The organism is Steroidobacter cummioxidans (assembly GCF_003104955.1).
Genome location: NZ_LSRW01000087.1, coordinates 13,455 through 39,979 on the forward strand (window position 1 = coordinate 13,455; position 26,525 = coordinate 39,979).

The window sequence follows — 26,525 nt, forward strand, 5'->3', positions numbered from 1 at the left end:
CCTGTCTTCGCGAACAGATCAACGATCCGCTTTGGTATCGGGCGGCGGGCTCTCACCCGACGCGCCCACGACTTCAAATGAGTCCTTGAGCGTGCCTCGCACGCCCGGCGCGGTACCTCGCATCCACACCGAGCTGGAGAAATCCCGCGTTGCTCCCGGCGGAATGGCGATCGGAATCCAGTGCCGGTCCTGCCACAGCACGATACAACCGGTCGGATCCAGCGCGCCTTCGAAACAATCCAGTCGCGTCACCAGCAGCGTGACCGACTTCAACTGCACGTCCGAGGTGTTCTCGATCCGGCCTCGCAACTCGAACGGCGCGCCGCCGCCCGACATCTTCATGTCAGCCACGTGCACCTGATCCGGCGCGATGACCTGCAGCGCCGCCGCCGGCGACGTGGGACGCCCGCGCTGTTGAACGGTGGGCTGAGCGTCGTCCGCAGGTGCCCGTAAGCGTTGAACCACAGCCCAGGTCAGCATCGCACCGAGCACGACGCAACCCACGATACCAACGGGCCGGAGGCGCGGCACAGCCAGCGCCACCAGGATGAAAATTGTAGCTAGTATCCAGTACACCCTGAGAGCATACCTCGTCATCCGCCTCTCGTGCCCGGAACCTCGGTGACAGACGGACGTTTTAGCTGGCAGTAGCTCGACGCACCGGAGGAAGAACTCATGGGCACAACGCGAAACGAAGGCGAAGGCAACAAGACTGCCGATCGCAACTATCGCAAGGCGACCAAGGAATTCGTCGAGTCCGAGCGCGGCAAAAAGGAGATCGAGAACGCCGGCAACGTATCGCCGAGCGAGGAACAGGAGATTCGCCGCGCCGAGCAGCAGGCCAAGCAACGTGCCAAGGACCACGATCCCGAGGAGTTGAGTGGCGAGGAGGATTCGTCGCGAAATTCACGACCAGCGCATTAGACGACGGATGGGTATGACTCCGTCGGCCTGGCGGCCGTGAATTTCGAAGCGGTGTGACGATCCGGGAGCACATTCCGGGTTGTCCACCGCTTCCTTTTATGGGCGCTTTCCTTTGGCAGTGGCTTCGTTCACCATCGCCGCGGGCCCACTAACAACTCCACCCAGTGAACGATAGCGCAGGGACCGCAGCACCCGAGGCCACCACCACTGCCAGACAACGCCTCCGCGCTATTTTCGGCGGCTCGGTCGGCAATCTGATCGAGTGGTACGACTGGTACACCTATGCCGCGTTCGCGATCTACTTCGCGCCCAGCTTTTTTCCGAAGAGCAATGACACTCTGCAGTTGCTGAACACCGCGGCGATTTTCGCCGTGGGCTTTCTGATGCGCCCGATCGGCGGCTGGGTGTTGGGCCGCTATGCGGACCGCCATGGCCGCAAAGCCGCGCTGACCCTGTCGGTCATGCTGATGTGCCTGGGATCGTTGATCATCGCGCTCACTCCGACCTACCAGACCATCGGTGCCGCCGCGCCCGCCCTGCTGCTGGTCGCGCGCTTGCTTCAAGGCTTCAGCGTCGGCGGCGAATACGGCACCAGCGCGACCTACATGAGCGAGATCGCGACGCGAGGCAGCCGCGGTTTCTATTCAGGCATCCTGTACGTCACGTTGATCATGGGCCAGCTGCTGGCGCTCGGCGTGCTGATGGTGTTGCAGTTCTTCGTGCTCGATGCGCAGCAGCTGGAATCCTGGGGCTGGCGCATTCCGTTCGTCCTCGGCGCCCTCGCTGCCGTGGCCGCGCTGTATCTGCGCCGGAATCTGGTCGAGACCGAGGCGTTCAAGAACAAGTCCGCGGCACCCGAGGCGGGTCAATTGAGCCTGCTGCTGCGACATCCGCGCGAAGTGCTGATCGTCATCGGGCTGACCATGGGCGGCACCCTGTTCTTCTACACGTTCACCACGTACATGCAGAAGTTCCTGGTCAACACGGTCGGACTGAGCAAGGGCGAATCGACGCTGGTGTCGACCGCGAATCTGTTCATTTTCATGTTGCTGCAGCCGTTGATGGGCGCCCTCTCCGATCGCTACGGCCGGCGGCCGATGCTGATCGTGTTCGGCGTGCTGGCGCTGTTCGGGACGGTACCGCTGTTGTCGGCTTTGTCACAGGCGCACGATGCCTGGACCGCATTCTTCCTGATATTCATCGCGCTGACGATTTCGTCGCTGTACAGTTCCATCAGCGCCGTAGTGAAAGCTGAATTGTTTCCTGTGGAGATCCGCGCCCTGGGCGTGGGCCTGCCCTATGCGATCACGGTCTCGCTGTTCGGCGGCACCGCGGAAATGATCGCGCTGGCATTCAAGAACATTGGCCACGAAGAACTGTTCTATTGGTACGTGACCGCCTGCGTGTTCTGTTCGCTGCTCGTCTACATATTCATGCGCGACCCGCAGCGCGAGTCGCGCCTCTAACAAGGACCTCGCATGTCACCTGAAGCCCCCGAAGCTGTCGGCCTCTCCAGTAGCCGCTTGCAGTATCTCGATCGTTTCCTGCAACAGCGCTACGTAGACACGGGGCGCCTGCCCGGCACGATGACGCTCATCGAGCGTCGCGGTCAGCTTGCTCATTGCAGCGTGCAAGGACAGATGGATCTGGAGCGCGCGCGACCCTTGCAGCAGGACACGTTGTTCCGCATTTATTCCATGACCAAGCCCATCACCAGCGTCGCGCTGATGATGCTGGTCGAGGAAGGACTGATCGCGCTGGATGATCCGGTGCATCGATACATTCCTCAGTGGCGCAACCTGGGCGTGTACGAAGGCGGCTTTCTCGAAACGTTCCGCACGCGGCCCACGAAAGCGCCGATGCGCATCATCGATCTGCTTCGCCACACCTCGGGCCTGACCTATGGCCTGCAGCAACGAACCAACGTCGACGCCGCGTATCGCAAATTCGGCTTCGGCAATCCCGCCGGCAGCTGCACGCTGGAGGGAATGATCGAAGGTCTCGCGAAGATTCCGCTGGAAGCCTCGCCCGGCGATCTGTGGAATTACTCCGTCTCCACCGACGTGCTCGGGTATCTGGTGGGCAAGCTCTCCGGCGTGCCGTTCGAAGAATTTCTGCAGCAGCGGATCCTGAGTCCGCTCGGCATGGTGGACACGGATTTTCATGTGCCCGCAGCGAAAGCGTCGCGGCTCGCGGCCTGTTACATGCTCGGACCCAATGGCCGGATGCAACTGCAAGACGATCCACAGACCAGCAACTACCTGCGCGTGCCGGCATTCATCTCCGGAGGCGGTGGCCTGGTATCGACGGCGGCCGACTATCTGCGTTTCTGTTGCATGCTGTTGAACGGCGGCGTGCTGGACGGCGTCCGCCTGCTCAGCCCGAAGACCATCGAGCTCATGACCGCCAATCACCTGCCCGGCGGCAAAGAGCTGCCGGACCTCTCCGTCTCCTTGTTCAGCGAGGCGGGTTATTCGGGTGTCGGCTTCGGGCTCGGCTTCGCGGTCACGACCGACCCGGCGCGCACGCTCATTCCCGGCAGCCAGGGCGATTACTCGTGGGGCGGCATGGCGAGCACCTACTTCTGGATCGACCCGCGCGAACAGCTGATCGTGATCTTCATGACGCAGCTGATCCCCTCGACGATTTACAACTTGCGTCGCGAGCTGCGCACATTGGTGTATTCGGCGTTCACATGAGGCCGCTGGATGCGGCATGATGCGCGCTTCGCGGCAGAGAGAAGAACGACGCATGCGACTCCAAGCGATGGCCCGTACCCTGGTCTGGGCAACGATCTCAATCGGCCTGTTTCTGCAGACCGCCGCGGGCCTCGCGGCCGAAAGCGATGTTTCGGTGCTCCCTGCGCCGGCACGCAAGGAAGGTGACGGCCCCTACTCGCAGCTCATCCTGCGTAGCGCGATCGTCATCAACGGCACCGGCGCACCGGCGTTCGGCCCGGCCGATATCGTCATCGAAGGCAATCGCATCGTGGATGTGTTTCCGGTCGGCGCACCGGGCGGCAGCAAGGAACCGCCGAATCGGCCAAAGCTGAAACCGAACGGCCGAGAGATCGATCTGCGCAATCACTACGTCCTGCCCGGCCTGGTCGACATGCATGGGCACATCGGCGGCAAGGAACAAGGCGTGCCCGCCGAGTATGTATACAAACTCTGGATGGGCCACGGCATCACGACCATCCGCGATCCCGGCTGCGGCAACGGCATCGAATGGTGCGTCAGTGAGACGCGCCGAAGCGAGCGCAACGAGATCACCGCGCCGCGCATTTTTCCGTACGCGTTCCTGACGCCGGAAAAGCCGCTGACCACGCCCGAAGAGGGTCGCAAGTGGGTGCGCGACATGAAGGCCAAGGGCGCCGTGGGCATGAAATGTTTCGGCTACCGGCCCGACGTGCTGCAGGCGATCTTCGATGAGCTGAAGAAACAAGGCATGCGCAGCGCCTGCCATCATGCGCAAATGGATGTAAGTCGGGTCAACGCGCTGACGACCGCGCGTTGGGGACTCACCACGATGGAACATTGGTACGGTCTGCCCGAAGCGCTGTTCGATGACCGCACCGTGCAGAACTATCCGCCCGCCTACAACTACTTCAACGAGCAGGACCGCTTCGCGCAGGCCGGCCGCTTGTGGCGTCAGGCCGCGCAGCCCGGCAGCGAAAAATACGAAGCCGTGATGAAGGAACTGCTGGCGCTGGACTTCACCATCGATCCAACCTTCACGATCTATCTCGCATCACGCGATCTGATGCGCGCCCGGCGTGCCGACTGGCACGAGCAGTACACCCTGCCGCAGCTGTGGGACTTCTACACGCCGAATCGTGACAATCACGGCAGCTTCTTCTTCGACTGGGGCACCGAGGACGAAGTCGCCTGGCGCGACAACTACCGCCCGTGGATGGCGTTCGTGAACGATTTCAAGAATCGAGGCGGCCGCGTCACGGTCGGATCGGACTCGGGCTTCATCTATCAGTTGTATGGTTTCGGCACGATTCAGGAGCTGGAGCTGCTGCGCGAAGCCGGCTTCCATCCGCTGGAAGTGCTCCGCTCGGCGACGCTCAACGGCGCTCAGGCGCTCGGCGCAGCCGAGCGCATCGGCTCGATCGAACCGGGCAAGCTCGCCGACCTCGCCGTGCTCGATGAGAACCCCGTCGCCAACTTCAAAGTGATGTATGGCACCGGCCACGTGCGACTCGGCGATGACGGACGCACCCGTCGCGTAGGCGGCGTGAAGTACACGATCAAGGACGGCATCGTGTATGACGCCCGACGCTTGTTGAACGATGTGCGCAACATGGTCAGCGAAGAAAAGCGCGAGCGCGGGGTCAACCAGCTCGCGCAGCCGTGACCGCCTCGTTACTTTACTTTGGGATACCGTCGCCGCCGACCGGCTCGGTCGTCACATAGTCGCCGAAGCCCGCGATCAAGGGTTTGCCCTTGGCGATGGCCGCTTGCACTGAGGGCAGTTTCAGTGAGGCTGCGTGACTCTCCTTGCTGTCCCAAACCTCGGTGATCCAGATCGCGTCGGCGTCCTTCACATCGCGCGCCACGATGTAGCTCAGACACCCGGGCATCTCCTTGATGCCCTCGAGCAGCACCGCGATCAACGCTTCGCGCTGGCCCGGTGTCGCGATCATCTTGCCAATCAATCCGTGCATGGGTCGTGCTCCAGTCCGAGGTTTGTCGTCCGCCGTCGGCAGCGCGCAGCCGCCGACGGTTGCCATCATGGCCACAGTGAATTCTCGTCGCCCGAGCGCCATTTCATTCCTCCGTGGCATAAGTCTTATGCGGGGATCTTACCTGGGTTGAGCTTCCTGTCGCTGTTGCACCAGTCCCTGAAAGCCGCAACACTTTCGGGCATGAAAACCGTCCTCCTCATCGCCCCATGACTTCGACGCGCAAGGCGCCGTCGGATGGCGGCGGCATCGTTTACTCCACCGGCATCGGCGAGCGCTGTCCCAATTGCCAGCGCCCGGTGCGCGAATGTGTCTGCAAAAAAGGTACGCCCGGCAAGACCAGCAGCGATGGTGTCGTGCGTGTCAGCCGTGAAACCGCCGGCCGCAAAGGCAAAGGCGTCACCGTGATCTCCGGCCTCGGCCTGCCAGCGGAGCAACTCGCAGCGCTCGCCACCGAGCTGAAAAAGAAGTGCGGCTCGGGCGGCGCCGTCGACAACGGCCGTATCGAGATCCAGGGCGATCATCGCGACAAACTGGTTCAGGAGCTGACGCAGCGGGGCTTCAAAGCCAAGCGCGCGGGCGGCTAGCAATCGACTCAACCGCTGCCGGTCGGCAGCATCAATGGAGACCTGCATGAAATCATCGTCCCTGCTCGCCCTGGCAGTCGCAGCCGCCGCGCTGACTGCGGGTGCCGCGAGCGCCGCTCCGGTCAAATACGACATTGATCCGAATCACACCTACCCGAGCTTCAGCGCCGATCACATGGGCGGCCTGTCCAAGTGGCGCGGCAAGATCAATAGCAGCTCGGGCACCGTCACGCTCGACACTGCGGCCAAGACCGGTACCGTCGATGTGAAGATGGACATGTCGACCATCGACTTCGGCCACGAGAAGATGAACGCTCACGCCAAGAACGATGAGATCTTCGACGTTGCCAAGTTCCCCGAGGCGACCTACACGGGCAAGCTGGTCAATTTCAAGAACGGCGCCCCGACCGAAGTCGACGGCAACCTCACACTGCACGGCGTGACCAAGCCGGTGAAGCTGAAGATCAACAGCTTCCTGTGCAAGCCGAACCCGATGAACAAGAAAGAAACCTGCGGCGCCGACGCCAGCGCCCAGATCAAGCGCGACGACTTCGGCGTGGATTACGGCAAGGCGTATGGCTTCAAGCAGGAAGTCGAGCTGCAGATCCAGATCGAGGCCGTCAAGGCCGACTGAGCCTGTTGCACCGATACCGCGCGTGGCGACTCACCTCGCCGCGCGCGGCGCTCAGTAAACGTCAACCTGCCGCACCGGCCGAGCGATACTTGGCCGACAGCTTTCTCAAATACTCCGCTTCGAGCTCGCGACGCTCCTCCTGAAAACGATCGGGACAGGCTTCCTTGGCGAAGTTCGCCATGCCGAGCTCATTGAAGCTGACCACCAGGTCGTCGCCGATCGCGAGCGCCTCGCGGCAATCGACGAACGCGATCGAGGTAGCGACGATCGCGTCGCCGGGCTGGTAGCTGCCCTTCCAGGACTCGATCACGGCAAACTCGAACGCGAAGTCTTTTTCGCTCGCGCGCCGGAGCACGCGGACTCGCAACACGTTGCTCCGGTTCTTCAGCAGCCACTCGACCGATTTCCTCACCTGGGCCGGATCGACCTTCGGGGCCGGTTGACAATTACACGCGTTGGACGCCTGCGGAAAGGCCAGGATGGCCGCGACGATCAACCAATACCGCAACGTGCGCTCCGGATTGGCCCCGGAAGATGAAAAAAACATGTCGGCTCCCTATCGACACCCGAAAACGCTTCAAGTCAGATCCGCTGCGCGACGCTCGATGGCTGTCATTGATTGTCATAACTCGGTCGCCACAAAGCCCGCTTGCCTTCGTCCCGCCTGGAACGAACAGCCGCTGATTGTGCGTATTTCGCAGGGCGAGTCATGGATGGATGTCCATGCCACCGGTGTCAGTATTTTTTATTTAACGCTCACGGCTGCAGATCGCCGTGAACACCAGCTGGCAGGTCTGCTATCACGTCGAATTCGCGCCCGCCTCTCTCTGCGCCGCGCGCTCTCCGAGCACCGAGGACGCCAGCGCCCCCATGACGAACACAAAGCCGACCCACGACATGAAGCGCGGCGGCACCAATGTCCACGCCGTCGCGCCGATGCTGGCGCCGACGGCCATGCCGAGGTAAGTCACTGAGGAGTTGAGCGCGATCGTAGCCGCGGCCAGCATGGGAGCGACAGCGACCAGTCGCGCCTGCTGTACGGCTGGAAAGCCGGAGCTGCCGAGGCTCCATAGAAACTGAGCGACATAGATCGTCGCGGCCCAAAGAGAAAACAGCGGCCACAACAACAGCATGGTCGCGGAAGAAATGTTGCAGCGATACGCAACGAGGGTCGCGCCGAACCGCCGCACCATGCGCACGCTCAGTAGATTGCCAACCAATCCGCCCACGCCGGCCGCAAACAACAGCAGAGCCAGCGCGGCACCGGAGATCCCCTGCACGGCTTTAACGATGGGCGCGATGTAACTCATCATCACAGCGCTGCCCATGTTGGCGAGCGCCGTGGCGGCGGTCAGCCACCGTAGCGCCGGAGAGCGCAGTACTTGAAACCAACGCACCCAGTTGAGCGGCGGCACCCTCACGTTCGGCGGCACCGAGTGCCAGATGAAGATCGCGATGATCGCACTGGCCACACCGATGAATGCAAACGACATTCGCCACGACGACACCGAGGCGATCAACACCGACATGGGATTGCCGAGCACCGCGCCGACCGACCAGCCCACCATCAATTTCGCCAGTGTCGGCGCGCGCTCCTGCTCGGGCGTGAGCATGCTCAAAGTCGCAGCGACCTGCGGCGTATAGACGGCTGAGGTCACAGCCGCGAGCACGCGAGCCAGCATCAAGTGCTCATAAGTCTGGCTGAGCGCAGCCAACAAATTCGCGAGCGCGCAGACCGCCATCGAGCCGGTGAGCAGCTTACGTCGGTCGATGCGGGAGCCAAGCGTCGCCAGGGTCGGCGCGCAGACGGCAGCAGCAATGCCAAAGGCGGCGATCAGCAACCCGGCCTTCTCGATGGGAATCTGCAGCGACGACGAAATATCGCTCAGCAGGCCGCCGACGCTCAGGAAGCTGGTGGCGACGAAAAAATTGCCGGCGATGAGGACGAAGAGTCGCTGGGGAGGCACGGAACGGTCGACGTTAGCGAGGGGGTGTTCGTGGCGATGCGCGTTGGTCGCACATCATCTCCGACTCACCCGACAATCGCCAACGCCTTGACTATTCTCCCCGGCTGCCGCCGCCCGGTGGGCCGTAGATCAACTTGAATCCGTCATGTCCGCACAGTTGCGACAGCCGTTCCGTCACCTCGCGCGTCGGTTTGACCTGCCACTCTTGGGATAACACCAGCTCGGCTCGCGCAGCGGAACCGGTGTAGTAAACCGCGACCGCACAGCGGCCGCCGCGGAACGGTCGCAACGTTTGTTCGAGTTGCTTGAGAAAGTTGCGCTGCCCTTGCGGATCGAGGCCGGGTGGCCAGCGAATCGCCAGGCGCTTGCCATGCAGCTCACGAGCCTGATCGATGTCGATGACCTTCTTGGCATTCAGACGCCAGCCTTCGATGTACTCGTCGAAGCGCAGCTGACCTTCGACGATCACGATCGCGCTCTTGGCGATCACCGTGCGGTACTGCTGCCACTGATCTTCGAACATGGAGGCTTCCATGCGACCGCTGCGGTCATCGAGCGTGAAGATCACGCGCTGACCGCGCTTGCCGACATCGAACACCATGCCGCCGACGGTGACCGGCTTGCCCTTGAATTGCTGGAAGCCGCCCTCGCCGCCGCTGGGCGCCGGCCGATCGCTGGTCAGGTCGACGATGCGACCGCTGGTGATGGGCTTGACCTCCGCCTCGAACTCTTCGAACGGATGGCCGGTGAGATACAAACCCAGAGTGTCGCGCTCGCCATCGAGTCGCACGCGCCGGCTCCAGTCCGGCAGCACTTCTGTAACGACCTGCGGTGCCGCCGACGGACTGGTATCCATCAAGCCGAACATATCGTCCTGACCGACCGCTCGCGCGCGGATGGTTTGATCGGCAAGCTGCATCGCTGAAGGCAGCGAATGCATCAGCGTCGCACGATTGGCGCCGAGCGAATCGACCGCGCCGGAGCGGATCAACGCTTCCAGCACGCGACGGTTCATTCGATTCGCGTCACTGCGCCGGCACATGTCCGCCAGATCGCGATACGGTTCTTTGCTTCTGCTCTCGACCAACTCGTCGACGACGTTCTGGCCGACGCCTTTAATCGCGCCCAGACCGTAACGAATCGTGCGTTCGCCCGACACGGTGAACATGAATTGCGAGAAATTCACATCCGGTGGCTCGACCTTCAACTTCATGCGTCGCGCTTCGTCGATCAGCGTCACGACCTTGTCGGTCTTGTCCATATCGGACGACAACACCGCCGCCATGAACGCCGCCGGATAGTGCGCTTTCAACCACGCCGTTTGATACGTCAGCAGCGCGTACGCGGCCGAGTGCGACTTGTTGAAGCCGTAACCGGCGAACTTCTCCATCAGGTCGAAGATGTGCTCGGCCTGTTTCTGATCGACGCCGCGCCCGGTGGCGCCCGTGACGAAAATGGTCCGTTGCTTGGCCATTTCTTCGGGCTTCTTCTTACCCATCGCGCGACGGAGCAAATCGGCGCCACCGAGCGAATAGCCGGCGAGCACCTGCGCGATCTGCATCACCTGCTCTTGATACAAGATGACGCCGTATGTCGGCGCAAGCACCGGCTGCAGATCGGGATGCAGATAGTCGATCGGACCGGTCGTGGTGCCGCGCTTGCGCGCGATGAAGTCGTCGACCATGCCCGACTCGAGCGGGCCGGGACGGAACAGCGCCACGAGCGCGACGATGTCTTCGAAGCAGTCCGGCTGCAGGCGGCGGATCAGATCTTTCATGCCGCGGGATTCCAGCTGGAACACAGCGGTAGTCTCGTAGCGCTTCAGCAGATCGAACGTCGCGGCGTCATCCATCGGCAGCGCGTTGATGTCCAGCGGCCGCTCGCCCTTCGCTGCGCGTTGGGCATTGATGACCTTCAGCGCCCAATCGATGATGGTGAGCGTGCGCAAGCCCAGGAAGTCGAACTTCACCAGACCGGCCTGTTCGACGTCGTCCTTGTCGAACTGCGTCACCACGCTCTGACCGTTCTCGTCGCAGAACAAGGGTGAGAAATCGGTGAGCACGGACGGCGAGATGACCACGCCACCGGCGTGCATACCCGCGTTACGCACCAGGCCTTCGAGTGACATCGCCATATCGAGAATGGCGCGCGTCTCCTCTTCGTTCTGATACCGACGCCGCAGCTCTTCTTCCTTCGCGAGCGCATCCTTCAGCGTGATGCCCAGCTCGAACGGAATCAGCTTGGCGATGGAGTCGGCGAAGCCGTAGCTCTGACCGAACACACGCGCCACGTCGCGCACCACGGCCTTCGCCGCCATGGTGCCGTAAGTGATGATCTGCGAAACGCGCTCGCGACCGTAGTGCTGCGCGACGTAATCGATCACGCGATCGCGGCCGTCCATGCAGAAGTCGACGTCGAAGTCGGGCATGGAGACGCGCTCGGGATTCAAGAAACGCTCGAACAGCAGGTCGTAGCGCAGCGGATCGATGTCGGTGATGCCGAGGCAGAACGCGACCAGCGAGCCGGCGCCCGAGCCGCGGCCTGGGCCGACCGGCACGCCGTTCTTCTTCGCCCATTCGATGAAGTCCGCGACGATCAGGAAGTAGCCGGGGAAGCCCATCTGGATGATGACGCCCAGCTCGATCTCCAACCGTTCCGTATATTCCTCATCGGGAATGACGCGCCCCTGCACGGGCGCCGCCTTGAGCTGCACCAGACGTTGCGCCAGTCCATTGCGCGATTGCTCACGCAGGAAGTCGTCGACCGGCATGTCGCCCGGCGTTGGAAACTTCGGCAGCACGGATTTGCCGAGCTTCAGCTCCAGGCTGCAGCGGCGCGCGATCTCGACCGTGTTCTCCAGTGCCTCGGGCACATCCTTGAACAGCTCCGCCATTTCCTTCGGCGACTTGAGATATTGCTGCTCGGAGAAGCGACGGCGACGCTTGGGATCGGCGAGCAAGGCGCCGTCATGAATGCAAACACGCGCCTCGTGCGATTCGAAATCCTCGCGACGAATGAAGCGCACGTCGTTGGTGGCAACCACTGGAATGCCGCGCTCGATCGCGAGATCCAGCGCGCCCTGCACGTGACGCTCATCGCCTTCGCGGCCGGTGCGTTGCAGTTCCAGATAGAACCGATCGCCGAACAGATTGAGCCAGAAGTCGAGCGCGCTGCGTGCTTCGTCATCGCGGCCGGTGAGGATGGCGCGACCGATATCGCCTTCGCGCGCAGCGGACAGCGCAATCAAGCCCTGCAGATCTTCAGGGTTGAGCCAGCTGCGATCGACGGTCGCGATGCCCTTCTTCTGGCCCTGCAGATAGGACTTGCTGACCAGCTTGGAGAGATTGTTGTAACCGACCGGGTTCTGACACAGCAACACCAGCGCCGAGGGCTCGACCCGATCGCCGACCTCATGGATGCGCAGATCGACGCCGATGATGGGTTTCACGCCGGCGGCCTGCGCCGCCTTGTAGAACTTCACCATCGCGAACAGATTGCTCTGATCGGTGAGCGCGACCGACGGCATCTTTGCGGCCGCCACCGAATCCATCAGGCCAGGAATGCCCTCGCCTTCGCTGGTGATGCGTACCACGCTGTCGACCAGCGAGTACTCGGTGTGCAGATGGAGATGGACGAACGAGGACACTTAGGACGCGACCACAGCAACATCGGACGTCATCGCGCCCATGTCGGCCAGCGTCAAACGCCGCTCTGCGGCGAGGCGCACCGGCTCGAAACTGCGGCGATGAATCGGCGTCGGACCGTGATGCTTCAGGGCCTTGTAGTGTTGCGGCGTGCTGTAGCCCTTGTGAGAAGCAAAGCCATATTCGGGATACAGCGCATCCAGCTCGACCATCATGCGATCGCGAGTGGTCTTGGCGAGAATGGACGCGGCACCGATACAGGTCTTGAGCGCGTCGCCGTCAATGATGGCTTCGTAGCTGCACTTCATTGGCAGTCCGATGAACGACGGACACAGATTGCCGTCGATCTGCACGTGGCCCGGATGAATGTGCAGACCGATGAGCGCCCGGCGCATCGCCAGGTGCGTGGCCTGCAGGATGTTGTGGCAGTCGATCTCTTCCACGTCGGCCCAGGCGACCGACCAGGACAACGCAGCCCCGCGAATCTTGATCGCGAGCGCCTCGCGCTCTTCGGCTTCGAGCTGCTTGGAGTCTTTGATGCCACGGATACGACGGCTGGGATCGAGAATCACCGCCGCGGCGACCACCGGTCCCGCAAGCGGTCCGCGCCCCGCTTCGTCGACGCCCGCGACCAGCCCGGGCGCCTGCAACGGCAAGGCCATCGTCTGTCGAGATGCTGCCCGCTGAGATGCTGCCATCGCCCTTTTCTACACCGACAATCGACGCTTCACCAACAAGTCCACGATCGCGTCCGCCGCGCGCGCACTGGCGTCGCGCTTGAGGGTCTCGTGGATGGAGGTGAAAGTTTGCACCAGCTGCTCGCGATCGGCACGTTCCAATTGCTGAAGCACCGCAGGACCGAGCACGTCGGCCCGCACCTGCGCGTTGAAGAACTCCGGCACCAGCTGCCGGCCGGCCAGCAGGTTGGGCTGCGCGAAGAACGGCGCCTTGAAGAGTTTCAAATGCTTGAGCAGAAAACTTGTCAGCAGCTTTAAGCGATAAGCCACCACCATCGGGCGCTTCACCAAAGTCGCTTCCAGGGTCGCCGTGCCTGAGGCGAGCAGCACGACGTCACTGGCAGCCATCACGGCCTGCGCTTGACCGTTGACCACCGTGACCCGTTCGCGCAAGGTCGGCGCGTCAGCGGCAGCGCGATCCAGTGCTGCTTCAAAGTTTTTTCGCGTCGAGTCGCTCGCGAGCGCGGCAACAAAGCGCAACTGCGGCCGCTGTTTGAGCAACCAGGCCATAGTCGCCGCGAAATCCGGACTGAGCCGTGACACCTCACCCTGCCGGCTGCCAGGTAGCACAGCAATGTATTGACCGTCCGTCGGGACACCCAGCTTGGCGCGCGCCTCGACAGCGTCCATCTGCATCGGCACCTGATCCGCGAGAGGATGCCCCACGAACTCGGCATGCACCGCGTGCGCGTCGTAGAACGGCTTTTCGAAGGGCAACAGACACAGGATCAAATCCACCGCTCTGCCAATCGTGTGCACGCGCCCTTGTCGCCAGGCCCACACCTGGGGGCTGACGTACTGCACGGTCGGAATGCCCGCTTCCTTGAAACGGGGCGCGATGCGCAGATTGAATTCCTTCGCATCGACGCCGACATACACCGCCGGCCGTTCGGCCAGCACGCGCTCGATCAGATTGCGCCGGATGCGCAGCAGTCGCGGCAAATGCGGAATGATCTCGAACAGTCCCATGACGGACAGGCTTTCGGCGCGTTCCCAAGGTTCACAGCCGGCTGCAACCATGCGCGGCCCGGCGATGCCGGCAAAGCGTGCTTGAGGGATGCGCTGGCGTAGCGCCGAGATGAGCTGAGCACCGAGGTTGTCGCCGGATGTTTCACCGGCAACCAGAACTATTAGCGGTGCTTCGTCAGGCTGAGCCACCTACCCTTTTACCTGACGATACCGACGCGCTCGCGCCGTGGCGTGGAGTCGTTGAGGAAATCGACCAGCGGCTGCAGCTCGGGCTGCGTCTTGGCGCGCTGCTCGATCTGCTCGGTGGCCTCGATCAGTTTGAGCTGCGAACGATACAGGATGCGATACGCGTCGCGAATGTTCCGAATCTGCTCGGGCGAGTAGCCGCGGCGCTTCAGTCCTTCCGAATTCACGCTGTGCGGTTCAGCAGGACGGCCCACTGCCATTACGAACGGCGGCACGTCGCGCGTCACGGCGGTGTTGTTAGCGATGAACGCATGCGCGCCGACCTGACAGAACTGATGAATGCCGGCGAAGCCGCCCATGTGCACCCAGTCGCCGATGATCACGTGACCGCCGAGTGTGCCGTAGTTCGCCAGCACGCAATGCGAGCCGATGACGCAGTCGTGACCGACATGCGAGCCGGTCATGAACAAATTATCGCTGCCGATGCGCGTGACCAGCTGATCCTTGGTGGTGCCGCGATTGATGGTGGTGTTCTCGCGGAACGTATTCCGGTCGCCGATTTCGAGCCGGGTCGGCTCGTTGTTGTATTTCAGATCCTGCGGCGCGGCACCGATCGAGGCGAACTGAAAAATCTTGTTGTCGCGGCCGATCGTGGTCGGGCCGTCGATCACCACGTGCGGCCCGATCCAGGTACCGGCGCCGATGACGACACCGGCACCGATGACGGTGTACGCGCCAACCTGCACATCCGGCGCGAGCTGCGCGCTGGGATCGATCAGCGCTGTGGAATGAATAGCCATCGTGGCAATGTCCGTTACTTTCGCGTTTCGCCCGGCGCAACCATCATTTCAGCGCTGCACGCTTCCTGGCCGTCGACCTCGGCGATCGTGGAGAACTTCCAGATGCCGCGAATCGACCGCTCCAGCGTCGCCTTCAGGATCAATTGATCGCCCGGCTCGACCGGCTTGCGGAAGCGCGCCTTGTCGATGCCGACGAAGTACAGCTGACGGTGCTCGTCCGGGTACACGCCGGCGGTCACGAAGGCGAGGATGCCGGCGGTCTGGGCCAGCGCCTCGAGGATGATTACGCCCGGAAATACCGGCCGGTGCGGAAAGTGGCCGGGAAAGAACGGCTCGTTGATGGTGACGTTCTTGAGTGCGCGGATGTGCTTGCCCGACTCGCACTCGAGCACCCGATCCACCAGCAGGAACGGATAGCGATGCGGCAAACGGCGCATCACCTCGTGAATGTCCATGGTCAACACATCGCCGGCGGCTTTGCCCTGCTCTGTCTGAATGCTATCGGTCATCGGAAGCCTTGTTATTCCTCGGTTTCTGGCGGCGCGGCCTGGTCGGCGGCGCCCCGCTCCCGGCGGACCTCGCGGACGAATTCGTCCAGGTGGTGGAAGCGGGCCGCATTCTTGCGGAAACGGGTCGTTTCGTCGACCGGTATCCCGCTCGAATAGTACCCCGGCTTGCGGATGCTGCTGTTCACGAAAGATTTACCGGTCACCATCACGTCGTCGCAGATGGTCAGGTGTCCGGCGACGCCCACCATGCCGCCGATCATGCAGCGTTTGCCGATCACCGCGCTGCCGGAAATTCCGGCACAGCCGGCAATGGCGGTATGGTCGCCGATACGTACGTTGTGGCCGATCTGGATCTGGTTATCCATCTTCACGCCGTCGCCGATGACGGTGTCGTCCATGGCGCCGCGGTCGATGGTGGTACTGGCCCCGATCTCGACATCGTTGCCGATGCGCACCGTGCCCACCTGCGGGACCTTCAGCCACTCGCCCTGATCCGGCGCGAGACCGAAGCCGTCGGCACCGATGACAACGCTCGGGTGGAACAGGCAACGATCGCCGATGCTGACGCCGTGACATAAAGTCACATTCGCCGTGAGCCGCGTGTCGGCGCCGATCGTCACATCGTCCATGACCACGCAGCCCGGCCCGATGACCGTGCGTGCGCCGATCTTTACTCTCGCACCGATGACCGCATGCGGACCGATCGATGCGCTCGCATCGATCTGCGCCGAATCCTCGACGGCGGCGGTTGCATGTCGACCGGGCGGCGCGGCGGGCGGTGGATATAACAAAGCCGCGATGCGTGCGTATGTCGCATACGGATTCTTCGCCAGCAGCGCGTTCACCGGACAGGCATCTGCCAGCTTCGGGTCGATGACGACCACGCCGGCCTGGGTCTGCTGCAAATGACGGCGATAGCGTGGATTGGCTAGAAACGCGACGGACGAAGCGTCCGCGCGCTCCAGCGCAGCGACCCGCGACACGCGCAGGTCAGGATCGCCTTTGAGGATGCAGCCAAAGCGGACGGCGAGCTCGCCCAGGCTGAGGCCGGGCTGCGCGGACATCGCCGTCGCCCGGCTCAGTGACGCAACCCGGAAGGGATATGCGCACTCATGAGGTTACTGCTTGGCCGGCGGGGTGGCGGGCTTCGCGGGCGGCGTTGCCGGCTTCACACCACTGGTCTTGGCGCGAGCCTGCAGGGCCGTCAGCACCTGCGGGGTGATGTCGAGCGACTCGTTGACGAACAGCACGCCATCGCCGACCACCAGGTCATAACCGGACGAACGAGCGAAGGTCTGCACTTCTTGCAGCAGGGCCTTCTGCAGCTTGCCCAGCTCCTCGTTACGGCGCACGTTCAGATCCTCGACGTACTCATTCTGCTTGCGAGCCAGGTCGCGCTGACCTTCGCGCAGCTCCTTCTCGGCGTTGCGACGCTCGTTTTCGGCCATCACGGCACCGTCACGCTGCAGCTTCTCTTCCTTGGTCTTCAGGTCTTTCTGCTGAGCGGCCATCTCGCGCTGACGCGGCGAGAACTCGTCTTGCAAGGCCTGCATGGCGCCCTTGGCCTGTGGGGCCTCTTCCAGCAGCCGCGGCACGTTGACCACGGCAATCTTCAGCTGCGTCTGGGCGCCGGCCACCGGCGCGAACAACGCCACCGACAGCGCCAGCGGAGCAAGCAGAAAAGCAGGAATGCTCAAACGTGCCATGTATCCAACCTCGGAAAAATGTCCCAATTATCGTAATAAGAGCCCAAGAATCGCCGCGACCCGTCAGAACGCCTGGCCGATCGAGAACTGGAAACCTTCCGTCTCGTCGCCATAGCGCGCGTTGGTGTCGCCGCTGAATTTCTTGAGCGGCACCGCGTAGCTGAAGCGGAACACGCCCAGCGGCGCCAGCCATTGCACGGCCAGACCGGCGGATTGCCGGAGCTGATCATAACTGAACCCGTAGTCCACGGGGGTGACCTGATCGGGCCCGTAGAACTTGACGTTCTGGTTCGAGAAGACGTTACCGATGTCGTAGAACAAGCTGAACCGGGCGCTGTTACGCCATTTGTCCGGGATCGGCAACAACAATTCGGTCTGGGCGATGGTCTTGATATTGCCGCCGTACGGACGGCCGAAGTTGTCCTTCGGACCCAGGCGGCTCTCGCGGAAACCGCGCACCGACTGCGGACCGCCGCCGAAATACTGCCGATACGGCGGCAGTGCGGTGGTGTCGCCCAGCGCCTCGCCGTACGCGAGCTCGACGTTGAACATCAGGGTCAGGCTGCGCCAGATCGGCAGGAATTGCAGGTAATCGTAGGACGCGGTCCAGAACTCAACGTCGCTGCCTGGCACCGTGTAACCGATGTTGAAACGATGCCGGGCGCCCCGGTCGGCGAAGATCGCGCGGTTGCGCGAGTCATAACGCCAGCCCAAGTTCAGCTCGAGCGTGTCGAAAGCACTGGTGTACAGGAAGTAGTCGTACGAACCGGGGGTGCCCGGATTGCAGACGCCATCGCTGTAGACATCGATACAGCGCGTGCGCGAATTGCCGTTCGAGCGCACCCAGTCGGTCGCCTGCTGGGCGCTGCCGCCCTGGCTGGTCGCCAGCTCGGCGCGCTGCGCCGACAGACCCACACCGAGATATTGATACTCGGTGATCGGCCAGTCGTAGTTGATGCCGAGCGTGACCGTGGTCGTGTTGAAGTCCGAAGTCGCCGACGTGAATTGCTTGACGTCGCGATAGCCCGCCGAAATGGTCCGCTGCACTTCATCGATGGTGGTGTAGCGATCGGTGTGCGAGAAGCTGAACGCCTTGGCGAAACGGCCGGAGTTGATCTCCATGGCGATACGGTTGCCCGTGCCCATGAAGTTCGAGTGCACGAAGTTGCCGTTCAGGATGATGGACTGCGACTCGGAGTAGCCGATGCCGCCGCCGAACTGACCGGGCAGGCCCTCCTCGATCTGGAAATCGACGTCCACCAGGTCGGGCGCGCCCGCCACCTGGTTGGTTTCCACGTCGACTTTCTGAATGAACGGCAGACGCTGGATACGCTGCTTGGAGCGCTCCACCGCCGAGTTCGACAGGTACGCGCCTTCGAACTGGCGCATTTCGCGGCGGAACACTTCGTCGTTCACGCCCGAGGTGCCGTTGAAATTCACCCGGCGCACATACACGCGGTTCTTCGGATCGACCACGAAGGTCAGCGAGATTTCCTTGGTCTCGTTGTTCGGTGTCGGCACCGGATCGACGGTGGCGAAGGCATAACCGTCGACACCGAGGCGCAGCTTCATCGCCTCCTGGGTGGCGGTGATACTGCGCAATGAATACGTGTCGCCGGGCTTGAAGAAAATCATCCGGCGCAGCTCCGACTCCGGCACCACCATGTTGCCGGCCATCTTGATCTCGGAGATCTTGAACACATCGCCTTCATCGACGTTGACCGTGACAAAGATGTCATCTTTCTCGGGCGCGATCGCCACCTGCGTGGACGTCACATGGAAGTTCGCGTAGCCACGGTCCATGTAGTACGAGCGCAGCTTTTCCAGATCGCCCGACAACGATTCGCGCGAGTAACGATCGTCCTGCTTGTACCAGGACAGCCAGCCGGGCGTGTTGAGCTCGAACCCTTCGCGCAGCTCCTCGTCGGTGAACGCGCTGTTGCCGGCAATGTTGATCTGACGGATGCGGGCGCGCTTGCCCTCGTTCACCTCGATGGTGAGCTTGACCTTGTTGCCCGGCACTTCCTCGACTTTGGTGTCGACGCGCACCGCGTATTTGCCGCGGGAGAAATACTGGTCGGTGAGGTATTGCTTGACCTCATCCAGCACCGACTGGTCGAAGGTCTTGCCGGTGGCCAGACCGACGTTGCGCAGCGACTTCTGCAAGTCCTCGGTCTTGATGTCCTTGTTGCCCTTGATCTCGAAGCTCTCGATCGAGGGACGCTCGAGCACCGCGACCACCAGCGTGCCGCCGTCGCGACGGATCTCGACGTCGCGGAAGAAGCCGGTGTTGTACATCGCCCGCAGCGCTTCCTGAACGCGGCGCTCGTCGATCTGGTCGCCGATGTTGACGGGCAGGTAGTTATAAACCGTGCCTTCGGAAATGCGCTGCAGGCCTTCGATACGAATATCGCCGACCGTAAAGCTGGACTGCGATGGCGCGACCTGCGCAAACGCTACGCCCGGCAAAATGCCAGGCACAGCGCCGGCCGCTGCGACCGCGAGTGTCGCGTGGATGATGGACTTCAACCGCATCAGCCCTATGCCCCTAGTTTCTCTTTGGAATACGCCGCCGCAATGTCGGCGTTAATTCAGATGTCGCACGATGTCGTTATAGAAGGCCAGTGTCATCATCAGGATCAACATCACAATGCCGATGCTGTGCCCGAGTTGCAGTGCACGTTCTGAGACCGGCCGGCCCTTCACCAGTTCCGCGAGCTGATACACGATCTGGCCGCCATCCAGGATCGGAATCGGCAGCAGGTTGAGCACGCCCAGACTGATGCTGATCAGCGCCAGGATACCGAAGAAAAAGCGCCAGCCCTGCCGGATCGCAAAGCCCGCCGTCTCGGCGATGCTGATCGGCCCGGAAATCGCCTTCATCGACACATTGCCGGTCACGATACGGCCCACGATGCGCAACGTGAACACCGAGGTGTCCCAGGTCTTGGTGGCCGCCTGGCCGACGGCAGCGAACACACCATACTTCTGCAGCGCCACCATGTCTTCGTAGGTGCGGCCGGTCTTCATCGGCTTGTTCTCCGGCACGACGCCGATCAAGCCGATGCTCTTGCCGCCCGCAGTGCTCTCGCCAATGGTGAGCGGCACCGACAGGGTCTGACCGTCGCGGCGAATCTCCAGCGTCACGTCGCGGCCGGGGTTGGGCTTGACCAGCGCCACCAGCTGACTGAAGTCGCCGATCGGCTGTTCATCCACCTTCAGAATTTCGTCGCCCGTCTGCAAGCCGACCCGGGCGGCGGCGCTGTCGTCGATCACGCTCGCGACCACCGCCGGCACCTTGGGCTGCCAGATATCGAAGCCCAGGCCCGGCATCAGCGCGTCGGGCTGCGTCAGCTCGCGGCTGCGATTGCCGGCATCGAGCGTCAGATCCCGCTCACTGCCATCCACGCCCCGCACGCGCAAATGTATCCTGCCATCGTCGGTCAGATCGTCGATGATGCCGAGCGTAGCCTGTTCCCAGGTATCGGTGGGCCGGCCGTCCACGGCGATGATGTGATCTTCGTAACGCAGGCCCGCCTGCGCGGCGATCGAATTCGGCGTCACCTCGCCGACGATGGAGCGCGGCGCCGGCACGCCGGCGGTGAACAGAATCCAGTACAAAAACACCGCAAAAATCAGGTTGAACACCGGGCCGGCGAGCAGCACGGCAATGCGCTTCCACACCGGCTGGCGCGTGAACGCGCGCTGCACGTCCTGCTCCGGAACATCGCCTTCGCGCTCATCGAGCAATCTCACATAACCGCCGAGCGGAATGGCTGCGATCACGTACTCGACCTGGTCGCGGTCGCGGCCGACATGGCGCCACAGCGGCTTGCCGAAGCCGATCGAGAACCGCAGCACCTTGATGCCGAGCCGGCGCGCCACCCAGTAGTGACCGAACTCGTGCACCGACACCAGGATGCCGATGGCAATGAGGAATCCGACGGCGGATATCAGCCATTCCAGCGGATTGCTCGGTGTAATCATGCACACACTCCCGCGACCGTCGTGAGGGCCGCTTGCGCCTCGCGACGCGCCCAGTCATCCGCGCTCAACACGTCATCGAGCGAGGCGGCGGGCAACGTCCGATGACGCGCCAGCACGCGCTCGATCACTTCCGGGATTTCCAGGAATGACAGCCGGCGCTGTAAAAAAGCTTCGACAGCGATTTCATTGGCAGCGTTCAATACCGCCGGTGCGGTACCGCCCGCCTCCGCCGCCGCGCGCGCCAGCCGCAGGCACGGGAATCGGGTCGCATCGGGTGCTTCGAAATCCAGCCGCGCGGCCCGCAAAATATCGAGCGATTCTACACCCGAGGCAATGCGCTGCGGCCAGCCGAGCGCATGGGCAATGGGCGTGCGCATGTCGGGATTGCCCAACTGCGCCAGCATCGAGCCGTCGATATATTCGACCAGCGAGTGCACGATGCTCTGCGGATGCACCACCACCTCGACCTGCGCCGGCGGCAACGCAAACAGCAAACAAGCCTCGATCAGTTCCAATCCCTTGTTCATCAAAGTGGCCGAGTCCACCGAGATCTTGCGCCCCATCACCCAGCGGGGGTGCTTGCAGGCCTGTTCAGGCGTGACCGCCACCAGCGCACTGGGCGGGGTCCGCAGGAAAGGTCCGCCGGAGGCAGTCAGCAGCACCCGCCGGACATCGGTACGGGTCACGCCGGCCTGGGTTGCCCCTGGCCCGCTCATGCACTGGAACACAGCATTGTGCTCGCTATCCACGGGTAACAACGTCGCGCCGCCATCTCGCACCGCTTGCATGAACAAGGGGCCGGACATCACCAGCGCTTCCTTGTTCGCCAGCATGATCCGCTTGCCCGCGCGCGCGGCGGCAAGGCTGGAACGCAGGCCGGCGGCGCCGACGATCGCGGCCATGACCGCGTCGACCTGCTCGTGAGCAGCAACTTCGCTGAGCGCCGCTTCACCTACCAATACGCGCGTGGTGCAACCGGCAGCAATGAGTTCAGAGCTGAATTTCGCAGCCGCGACCGGGTCGACCACTACCGCAAATTGCGGACGATGAGCGAGGCATTGCTCACGCAGCCGGGCGATGTTGTTGTGGGCGGTGAGCGCGAAGACTTCGAAACGATCCGGATGCCGTGCCAGCACGTCGAGCGTGCTCAGGCCAATGCTCCCTGTGGAGCCGAGTACAGCAACCCGCACGCGCGCGTTCATCGCAGCAGCCCCAGCCGCTCCAGACCGATCAGAAACACCGGTGCGGCGGCAGTTACGCTGTCGACGCGATCGAGCACGCCACCATGGCCGGGCAGCAGATTGCCGCTGTCCTTCAGGCCCGCATGCCGCTTGAACATGCTCTCGGTCAGGTCGCCGACCACCGAAGCGATCGCGACCAGGACGCACAACGCCATGAAAGGCACGGTGTCCATGCTGAACCACCACACGCCAAACGCGGCCATCAGCGCCGCCGCCACCAGGCCACCGCCTACTCCTTCCCAGGTCTTGCCCGGGCTAACCCGCGGTGCAAGCTTGTGCTTGCCGAGGGCCCGACCCGCGAAATATGCGCCTATATCGGCAGCCACCACCAGCAGCAAAAGGAACAACATCAATTGCGGACCCTGCGCGTGCAGCCGCACCAGGGCGATCCAGACCGGCACCAGCGCGAATAAGCCGGCCGCGGCGGCAGTGGCACGGTTCACACTGGCGGGCGCCAGGCCGATCCACAGCAATGCCAGCACCCACCAGACGAGCGAGGCATGCAGCAACAGGTTCGACTCGACGCTATCGACCCCCAGGTACCACGCCAGGACTACACAGGCCGCAATGAATGCGACATAGGCCCACCGGGTCGAGCGATGCGTAAAGCCGGGAAACGCCGACCACTCCCAGGCGCCCGCCGCCACCAGCAACGCCAGGATGGCCGCCGTGATCGGGTGGGGAACCCAGAGAATCACCAGCAGGACGAAGGGGGCCAGCACCAGGGCTGTGATCACCCGCTGACGAAGCATCAGCGCGCCCCTGCCTGACCCGGGGTCAGGCCGAAACGCCGCTGGCGTCGCGAGAAATGCTCGATGGCCGCGTCCAGCTCGCGAGCCCCGAAGTCTGGCCACAGCGTGTCGCAGAAATACAGCTCGGTGTAGGCGAGATTCCACAGCAGGAAGTTGCTGATGCGCTGTTCCCCACCAGTGCGAATCAGCAGGTCGGGATCCGGCAGCCCCGCCAGCGCCAGGTGCGCATGCACGGCCGCCTCGTCGATCGCCTCGCTCTGTAGCTCCCCGGCAGCACAGCGACGGGCCAGCTCCCGCGTCGCGTTCGCAATATCCCAGCGGCCGCCGTAGGCGATCGCGATCACCAGCGCCATGCCCTGATTGTTGGCGGTCAGCTGCATGGCCGATTCCATCCGTTCGCGCAGCGCCGCGGACAGTTGCGACAGATTGCCGATGAAACGCAATCGCACCCCGTTGTTGTGCAGGCCCTCGATCTCATCGTCGAGCGCCTCGAGGAAGCGGTTCATCAGCATCGAGACTTCTTCGCGCGGGCGCTGCCAGTTCTCGCTGGAGAACGCGAACAACGTGAGCGCCTCGATACGGCGCTCCAGACAGGCCTCGACGATTTGTTTGACCGTGCGCACGCCCATGCCGTGACCGGCCGAGCGCGGCAACGCGCGGGCAGCAGCCCATCGGCCGTTGCCATCCATGATCACCGCGATGTGCCGCGGCATGCCGCCGGAGGTAGGATTCTTCACGAGCTGGTTCAGGCTCAGATCTGCATCAGCTCTTTTTCTTTTTCCTGCAGCACCTGCTCGATGTCGGCAATGTGCTTGTCGGTGAGCTTCTGCACCTCTTCGCCGGCGCGACGCTCGTCGTCCTGCGACAGCAGCTTTTCCTTGAGCATGTCCTTGATCTCGGCGTTCACGTCGCGGCGGACGTTACGAACGGCGACGCGCGCGTTCTCGGCTTCGTGACGCACGACCTTGGTGAGATCGCGACGGCGCTCTTCGGTGAGCGGCGGCATCGGCACACGAATCACGGTGCCGGCGGTGTTCGGGTTCAAGCCCAGATCGGACTTCATGATGGCCTTCTCGATCGCCTGCACCATGGTCTTCTCCCACGGCGTCACGGTGATGGTGCGCGCATCTTCCAGAGCGATGTTGGCGACCTGATTCAGCGGCACTTCGTTGCCGTAGTACTCGACCCGAATGTGCTCGAGCAGGCTCGGGGAGGCGCGACCGGTGCGCAGCCGCTTCAGCTCGTTGCGAAACGCGAGGACGCATTTCTGCATGCGCTCGACGGCGTCTTTTTTTACGTCTTCCAGCATGGTGATTCTCCAGGCTTGAGCTTCGGCTCAGCCGTTTGTGACCAGCGTACCCACGTCTTCGCCGCGCACGATGCGCAACAGCTCGCCGGGGGTGTTCAAATCGAATACGCGCAGCGGCAGGTTGTTGTCGCGGCACATGACGATGGCGGTGGCGTCCATCACGTTCAGCCGATCCATCAGCACCTTCTCGAAGGTAAGACGAGAGTAACGCGTGGCATTCGGATTCTTCATCGGATCGTCGTTGTAAATGCCGTTGACCTTGGTGGCCTTGAGCAGCAGGTCCGCCTCGATCTCGATGGCACGCAGCGAGGCCGCCGTGTCGGTCGTGAAGAACGGATTGCCGGTGCCGGCGGCGAGAATACAGACGCGGCCTTTTTCCAGGTGCCGTACTGCACGGCGCCGGATGTATTCCTCGCAGACTTCATTGATGCGGATCGCCGACATCACGCGCGCATGCATGCCGAGCGCCTCGACCGCATCCTGCATGGCAAGCGAGTTCATCACCGTCGCCAGCATGCCCATGTGGTCGCCGGTCACGCGGTCCATGCCGGCGCGCGCCAGGCCGGCGCCGCGGAAAATGTTGCCGCCGCCGATCACCACCGCCACCTGCATGCCGAGGCTCATCACCTCGCGGATCTCCATCGCCACGCGCTTGAGGAACTTGGGATCGATGCCGTAGTCCTCATCGCCCATCAGCGCTTCGCCGGAGAGCTTCAGGAGGATGCGGCGTAGGCCGTTCGGGGCGGAAGTGGCGGGAGTGGCTGCCATGAAAACCTTGGTGTTCAGATAAAACTATCCGCCATTATAAAGAACCCCGCAGGAGCGGGGTTCAAATCGTAATGTCTTCAGTTTTTTGCCCGAGGGGGCCGACCGGTTACGCCTTCTTGGCGCTCTCGACCTGTTTGCGCACTTCCTCGGCGAAATCTTCCTGCTTCTTCTCGATGCCGGCGCCGACTTCGTAACGCACGATGGACAGCACTTCGCCACCCGCCTTCTTCAGGTACTGCTCGACCGTCTGCTTGTCGTCCTTGACAAACGGCTGACCCAGCAGCGTGATCTCGTTCAGCCACTTGCGGACCTTGCCTTCGACGATCTTTTCCAGCAGCTCGCGCGGCTTGCCGGCATTCTTCGGGTCCTGCGCGGCCTGCTCGACGAATACGCCCTTCTCCTTGGCGACTTCCTCGGCGGGCACTTCGGCGGCCGTGACGCGCACCGGATTGATGGCGGCCACGTGCATTGCGATGTCCTTGGCGACCGCGTCGTCACCGGACTTCATCACGACCAGGGCACCGATGCGGGTGCCGTGCAGGTAGGCGCCAACCACCGACGGAGCCTCGACGATCTGGAAGCGACGCACGCTGATGTTCTCGCCGATCTTGGCGATCAACGCACGGCGGGTCTGTTCGACCGACTGACCGCCCGCAATGGTCTGCTCGCCGAGCGCCGCCACATCGGCCGGACGCTGCTCGAGCGCGACTTTGGCCACCGCGCTGGCGAAGTTCTGGAAGTCCTTCTCGCGCGCGACGAAGTCCGTCTCGCAGTTCACTTCGGCGATCGCGGCGCGCTTGCCGTCGGCCGAGCGCTCCAGAACGATCACGCCTTCGGCGGCGAGGCGCGAGGCCTTCTTGTCGGCCTTGGCCAGACCGGCCTTGCGCATCGCTTCCGCGGCGGCGTCCAGGTCGCCATTGGCTTCGACCAGCGCCTTCTTACATTCCATCATGCCTGCGCCAGTTCTCTCGCGCAGGATCTTTACTGCTTCAGCTGTAACGGCCATGGATCAATTACTCCGTGGGCGTGCCGCTAGCAGCCGGGGTCGTGCCACCGGCAGCCGGGGTCGCGTCGGCAGCAGCCGGGGTCGCATCGCCGGCAGCCGGGGTCGTGCC

At 63.0% G+C, this 26,525-nt stretch carries 25 protein-coding genes; 6 read left to right on the forward strand and 19 right to left on the reverse strand.

Annotation, left to right across the window (positions count from 1 at the left end; genetic code table 11):
* Positions 1–18: 18 nt before the first annotated feature.
* Positions 19–597, reverse strand: coding sequence for a hypothetical protein (locus D0550_RS30205; protein WP_153067422.1), 579 nt, complete (start codon positions 595–597; stop codon positions 19–21).
* Positions 598–675: 78 nt separating this feature from the next.
* Between D0550_RS30205 and D0550_RS30210 the strand changes: the two genes are divergently transcribed.
* The 4 genes from D0550_RS30210 to D0550_RS30225 all read left to right on the forward strand — a co-directional run bounded on the left by D0550_RS30210 (position 676) and on the right by D0550_RS30225 (position 5,286).
* Positions 676–924: a hypothetical protein gene (locus D0550_RS30210; RefSeq protein ID WP_116812914.1), complete on the forward strand. Its 249-nt coding sequence runs from the start codon at positions 676–678 to the stop codon at positions 922–924.
* A gap of 164 nt (positions 925–1,088) precedes the next feature.
* On the forward strand, positions 1,089–2,390 hold the full coding sequence (locus tag D0550_RS30215; protein WP_116812915.1) for an MFS transporter: 1,302 nt from the start codon (positions 1,089–1,091) through the stop codon (positions 2,388–2,390).
* Positions 2,391–2,402: 12 nt separating this feature from the next.
* Positions 2,403–3,623, forward strand: coding sequence for a serine hydrolase domain-containing protein (locus D0550_RS30220; RefSeq protein ID WP_116812916.1), 1,221 nt, complete (start codon positions 2,403–2,405; stop codon positions 3,621–3,623).
* Positions 3,624–3,675: 52 nt separating this feature from the next.
* Positions 3,676–5,286 (forward strand): amidohydrolase family protein, encoded by a 1,611-nt coding sequence (locus tag D0550_RS30225; RefSeq protein ID WP_206606629.1) that lies wholly within the window; start codon positions 3,676–3,678, stop codon positions 5,284–5,286.
* Positions 5,287–5,299: 13 nt separating this feature from the next.
* On the opposite strand, the gene D0550_RS30230 is transcribed toward D0550_RS30225, so the two are convergent.
* Positions 5,300–5,662 carry a putative quinol monooxygenase gene (locus D0550_RS30230; protein WP_414717358.1) on the reverse strand — a complete coding sequence of 121 codons (363 nt, stop codon included), beginning with the start codon at positions 5,660–5,662 and terminating at the stop codon, positions 5,300–5,302.
* Between the two features lie 161 nt (positions 5,663–5,823).
* Between D0550_RS30230 and D0550_RS30235 the strand changes: the two genes are divergently transcribed.
* Together D0550_RS30235 and D0550_RS30240 are read left to right on the forward strand one after the other, a co-directional pair.
* Positions 5,824–6,201: a translation initiation factor Sui1 gene (locus D0550_RS30235; RefSeq protein ID WP_116812917.1), complete on the forward strand. Its 378-nt coding sequence runs from the start codon at positions 5,824–5,826 to the stop codon at positions 6,199–6,201.
* Positions 6,202–6,247: 46 nt separating this feature from the next.
* On the forward strand, positions 6,248–6,835 hold the full coding sequence (locus tag D0550_RS30240) for a YceI family protein (RefSeq protein ID WP_116812948.1): 588 nt from the start codon (positions 6,248–6,250) through the stop codon (positions 6,833–6,835).
* Between the two features lie 61 nt (positions 6,836–6,896).
* On the opposite strand, the gene D0550_RS30245 is transcribed toward D0550_RS30240, so the two are convergent.
* The 17 genes from D0550_RS30245 to tsf all read right to left on the reverse strand — a co-directional run bounded on the left by D0550_RS30245 (position 6,897) and on the right by tsf (position 26,416).
* Positions 6,897–7,382, reverse strand: coding sequence for a hypothetical protein (locus D0550_RS30245; protein WP_116812918.1), 486 nt, complete (start codon positions 7,380–7,382; stop codon positions 6,897–6,899).
* A gap of 253 nt (positions 7,383–7,635) precedes the next feature.
* The gene (locus tag D0550_RS30250) at positions 7,636–8,802 is read right to left on the reverse strand and encodes an MFS transporter (RefSeq protein WP_116812919.1); all 1,167 of its coding nucleotides are present in this window, start codon (positions 8,800–8,802) and stop codon (positions 7,636–7,638) included.
* A 91-nt stretch (positions 8,803–8,893) separates the two neighbouring features.
* Entirely contained in the window at positions 8,894–12,448 is a 3,555-nt protein-coding gene (gene dnaE, locus D0550_RS30255; RefSeq protein WP_116812920.1) for a DNA polymerase III subunit alpha, read from the reverse strand.
* The gene (gene rnhB, locus D0550_RS30260; RefSeq protein WP_116812921.1) at positions 12,449–13,144 is read right to left on the reverse strand and encodes a ribonuclease HII; all 696 of its coding nucleotides are present in this window, start codon (positions 13,142–13,144) and stop codon (positions 12,449–12,451) included.
* A gap of 9 nt (positions 13,145–13,153) precedes the next feature.
* The gene (gene lpxB, locus D0550_RS30265) at positions 13,154–14,341 is read right to left on the reverse strand and encodes a lipid-A-disaccharide synthase (RefSeq protein WP_116812922.1); all 1,188 of its coding nucleotides are present in this window, start codon (positions 14,339–14,341) and stop codon (positions 13,154–13,156) included.
* An 8-nt stretch (positions 14,342–14,349) separates the two neighbouring features.
* Positions 14,350–15,138 carry an acyl-ACP--UDP-N-acetylglucosamine O-acyltransferase gene (gene lpxA, locus D0550_RS30270; RefSeq protein WP_116812923.1) on the reverse strand — a complete coding sequence of 263 codons (789 nt, stop codon included), beginning with the start codon at positions 15,136–15,138 and terminating at the stop codon, positions 14,350–14,352.
* 14 nt (positions 15,139–15,152) lie between these two features.
* A complete protein-coding gene (fabZ, locus tag D0550_RS30275; protein ID WP_206606630.1) occupies positions 15,153–15,647 on the reverse strand; it encodes a 3-hydroxyacyl-ACP dehydratase FabZ in 495 nt (164 codons plus the stop codon).
* Positions 15,648–15,658: 11 nt separating this feature from the next.
* Positions 15,659–16,711, reverse strand: a complete 1,053-nt coding sequence (lpxD, locus tag D0550_RS30280; protein ID WP_116812924.1) for a UDP-3-O-(3-hydroxymyristoyl)glucosamine N-acyltransferase — start codon at positions 16,709–16,711, stop codon at positions 15,659–15,661.
* A gap of 54 nt (positions 16,712–16,765) precedes the next feature.
* Positions 16,766–17,353 carry an OmpH/Skp family outer membrane protein gene (locus D0550_RS30285; RefSeq protein WP_116812925.1) on the reverse strand — a complete coding sequence of 196 codons (588 nt, stop codon included), beginning with the start codon at positions 17,351–17,353 and terminating at the stop codon, positions 16,766–16,768.
* Between the two features lie 63 nt (positions 17,354–17,416).
* A complete protein-coding gene (gene bamA, locus D0550_RS30290; protein WP_116812926.1) occupies positions 17,417–19,888 on the reverse strand; it encodes an outer membrane protein assembly factor BamA in 2,472 nt (823 codons plus the stop codon).
* A 51-nt stretch (positions 19,889–19,939) separates the two neighbouring features.
* Entirely contained in the window at positions 19,940–21,340 is a 1,401-nt protein-coding gene (gene rseP, locus D0550_RS30295; RefSeq protein ID WP_116812927.1) for an RIP metalloprotease RseP, read from the reverse strand.
* Positions 21,337–22,542 (reverse strand): 1-deoxy-D-xylulose-5-phosphate reductoisomerase, encoded by a 1,206-nt coding sequence (gene ispC, locus D0550_RS30300; protein WP_116812928.1) that lies wholly within the window; start codon positions 22,540–22,542, stop codon positions 21,337–21,339. Before ispC ends, rseP begins: the two co-directional genes overlap by 4 nt.
* Positions 22,539–23,333 carry a phosphatidate cytidylyltransferase gene (locus D0550_RS30305; protein WP_116812929.1) on the reverse strand — a complete coding sequence of 265 codons (795 nt, stop codon included), beginning with the start codon at positions 23,331–23,333 and terminating at the stop codon, positions 22,539–22,541. The genes ispC and D0550_RS30305 overlap by 4 nt, the downstream gene beginning before the upstream one ends.
* On the reverse strand, positions 23,333–24,070 hold the full coding sequence (uppS, locus tag D0550_RS30310) for a polyprenyl diphosphate synthase (RefSeq protein ID WP_241520966.1): 738 nt from the start codon (positions 24,068–24,070) through the stop codon (positions 23,333–23,335). Before uppS ends, D0550_RS30305 begins: the two co-directional genes overlap by 1 nt.
* Positions 24,071–24,084: 14 nt before the next feature.
* Positions 24,085–24,642 carry a ribosome recycling factor gene (gene frr, locus D0550_RS30315; protein WP_116812931.1) on the reverse strand — a complete coding sequence of 186 codons (558 nt, stop codon included), beginning with the start codon at positions 24,640–24,642 and terminating at the stop codon, positions 24,085–24,087.
* A 27-nt stretch (positions 24,643–24,669) separates the two neighbouring features.
* A complete protein-coding gene (pyrH, locus tag D0550_RS30320) occupies positions 24,670–25,410 on the reverse strand; it encodes a UMP kinase (RefSeq protein WP_116812932.1) in 741 nt (246 codons plus the stop codon).
* 106 nt (positions 25,411–25,516) lie between these two features.
* The gene (gene tsf / locus D0550_RS30325; protein WP_116812933.1) at positions 25,517–26,416 is read right to left on the reverse strand and encodes a translation elongation factor Ts; all 900 of its coding nucleotides are present in this window, start codon (positions 26,414–26,416) and stop codon (positions 25,517–25,519) included.
* Positions 26,417–26,525: the final 109 nt, after the last annotated feature.

What these genes read in the sequence shown, in the direction of transcription:
- D0550_RS30205 (WP_153067422.1), bottom strand. Translation starts at nt 597, where the DNA reads ATGACGAGGTATGCTCTCAGGGTGTACTGGATACTAGCTACAATTTTC.
- D0550_RS30210 (WP_116812914.1), top strand. Translation starts at nt 676, where the DNA reads ATGGGCACAACGCGAAACGAAGGCGAAGGCAACAAGACTGCCGATCGC.
- D0550_RS30220 (WP_116812916.1), top strand. Translation starts at nt 2,403, where the DNA reads ATGTCACCTGAAGCCCCCGAAGCTGTCGGCCTCTCCAGTAGCCGCTTG.
- D0550_RS30225 (WP_206606629.1), top strand. Translation starts at nt 3,676, where the DNA reads ATGCGACTCCAAGCGATGGCCCGTACCCTGGTCTGGGCAACGATCTCA.
- D0550_RS30230 (WP_414717358.1), bottom strand. Translation starts at nt 5,662, where the DNA reads ATGGCAACCGTCGGCGGCTGCGCGCTGCCGACGGCGGACGACAAACCT.
- D0550_RS30235 (WP_116812917.1), top strand. Translation starts at nt 5,824, where the DNA reads ATGACTTCGACGCGCAAGGCGCCGTCGGATGGCGGCGGCATCGTTTAC.
- D0550_RS30240 (WP_116812948.1), top strand. Translation starts at nt 6,248, where the DNA reads ATGAAATCATCGTCCCTGCTCGCCCTGGCAGTCGCAGCCGCCGCGCTG.
- D0550_RS30245 (WP_116812918.1), bottom strand. Translation starts at nt 7,382, where the DNA reads ATGTTTTTTTCATCTTCCGGGGCCAATCCGGAGCGCACGTTGCGGTAT.
- rnhB (WP_116812921.1), bottom strand. Translation starts at nt 13,144, where the DNA reads ATGGCAGCATCTCAGCGGGCAGCATCTCGACAGACGATGGCCTTGCCG.
- lpxA (WP_116812923.1), bottom strand. Translation starts at nt 15,138, where the DNA reads ATGGCTATTCATTCCACAGCGCTGATCGATCCCAGCGCGCAGCTCGCG.
- fabZ (WP_206606630.1), bottom strand. Translation starts at nt 15,647, where the DNA reads ATGACCGATAGCATTCAGACAGAGCAGGGCAAAGCCGCCGGCGATGTG.
- lpxD (WP_116812924.1), bottom strand. Translation starts at nt 16,711, where the DNA reads ATGTCCGCGCAGCCCGGCCTCAGCCTGGGCGAGCTCGCCGTCCGCTTT.
- D0550_RS30285 (WP_116812925.1), bottom strand. Translation starts at nt 17,353, where the DNA reads ATGGCACGTTTGAGCATTCCTGCTTTTCTGCTTGCTCCGCTGGCGCTG.
- bamA (WP_116812926.1), bottom strand. Translation starts at nt 19,888, where the DNA reads ATGCGGTTGAAGTCCATCATCCACGCGACACTCGCGGTCGCAGCGGCC.
- rseP (WP_116812927.1), bottom strand. Translation starts at nt 21,340, where the DNA reads ATGATTACACCGAGCAATCCGCTGGAATGGCTGATATCCGCCGTCGGA.
- ispC (WP_116812928.1), bottom strand. Translation starts at nt 22,542, where the DNA reads ATGAACGCGCGCGTGCGGGTTGCTGTACTCGGCTCCACAGGGAGCATT.
- D0550_RS30305 (WP_116812929.1), bottom strand. Translation starts at nt 23,333, where the DNA reads ATGCTTCGTCAGCGGGTGATCACAGCCCTGGTGCTGGCCCCCTTCGTC.
- frr (WP_116812931.1), bottom strand. Translation starts at nt 24,642, where the DNA reads ATGCTGGAAGACGTAAAAAAAGACGCCGTCGAGCGCATGCAGAAATGC.
- pyrH (WP_116812932.1), bottom strand. Translation starts at nt 25,410, where the DNA reads ATGGCAGCCACTCCCGCCACTTCCGCCCCGAACGGCCTACGCCGCATC.
- tsf (WP_116812933.1), bottom strand. Translation starts at nt 26,416, where the DNA reads ATGGCCGTTACAGCTGAAGCAGTAAAGATCCTGCGCGAGAGAACTGGC.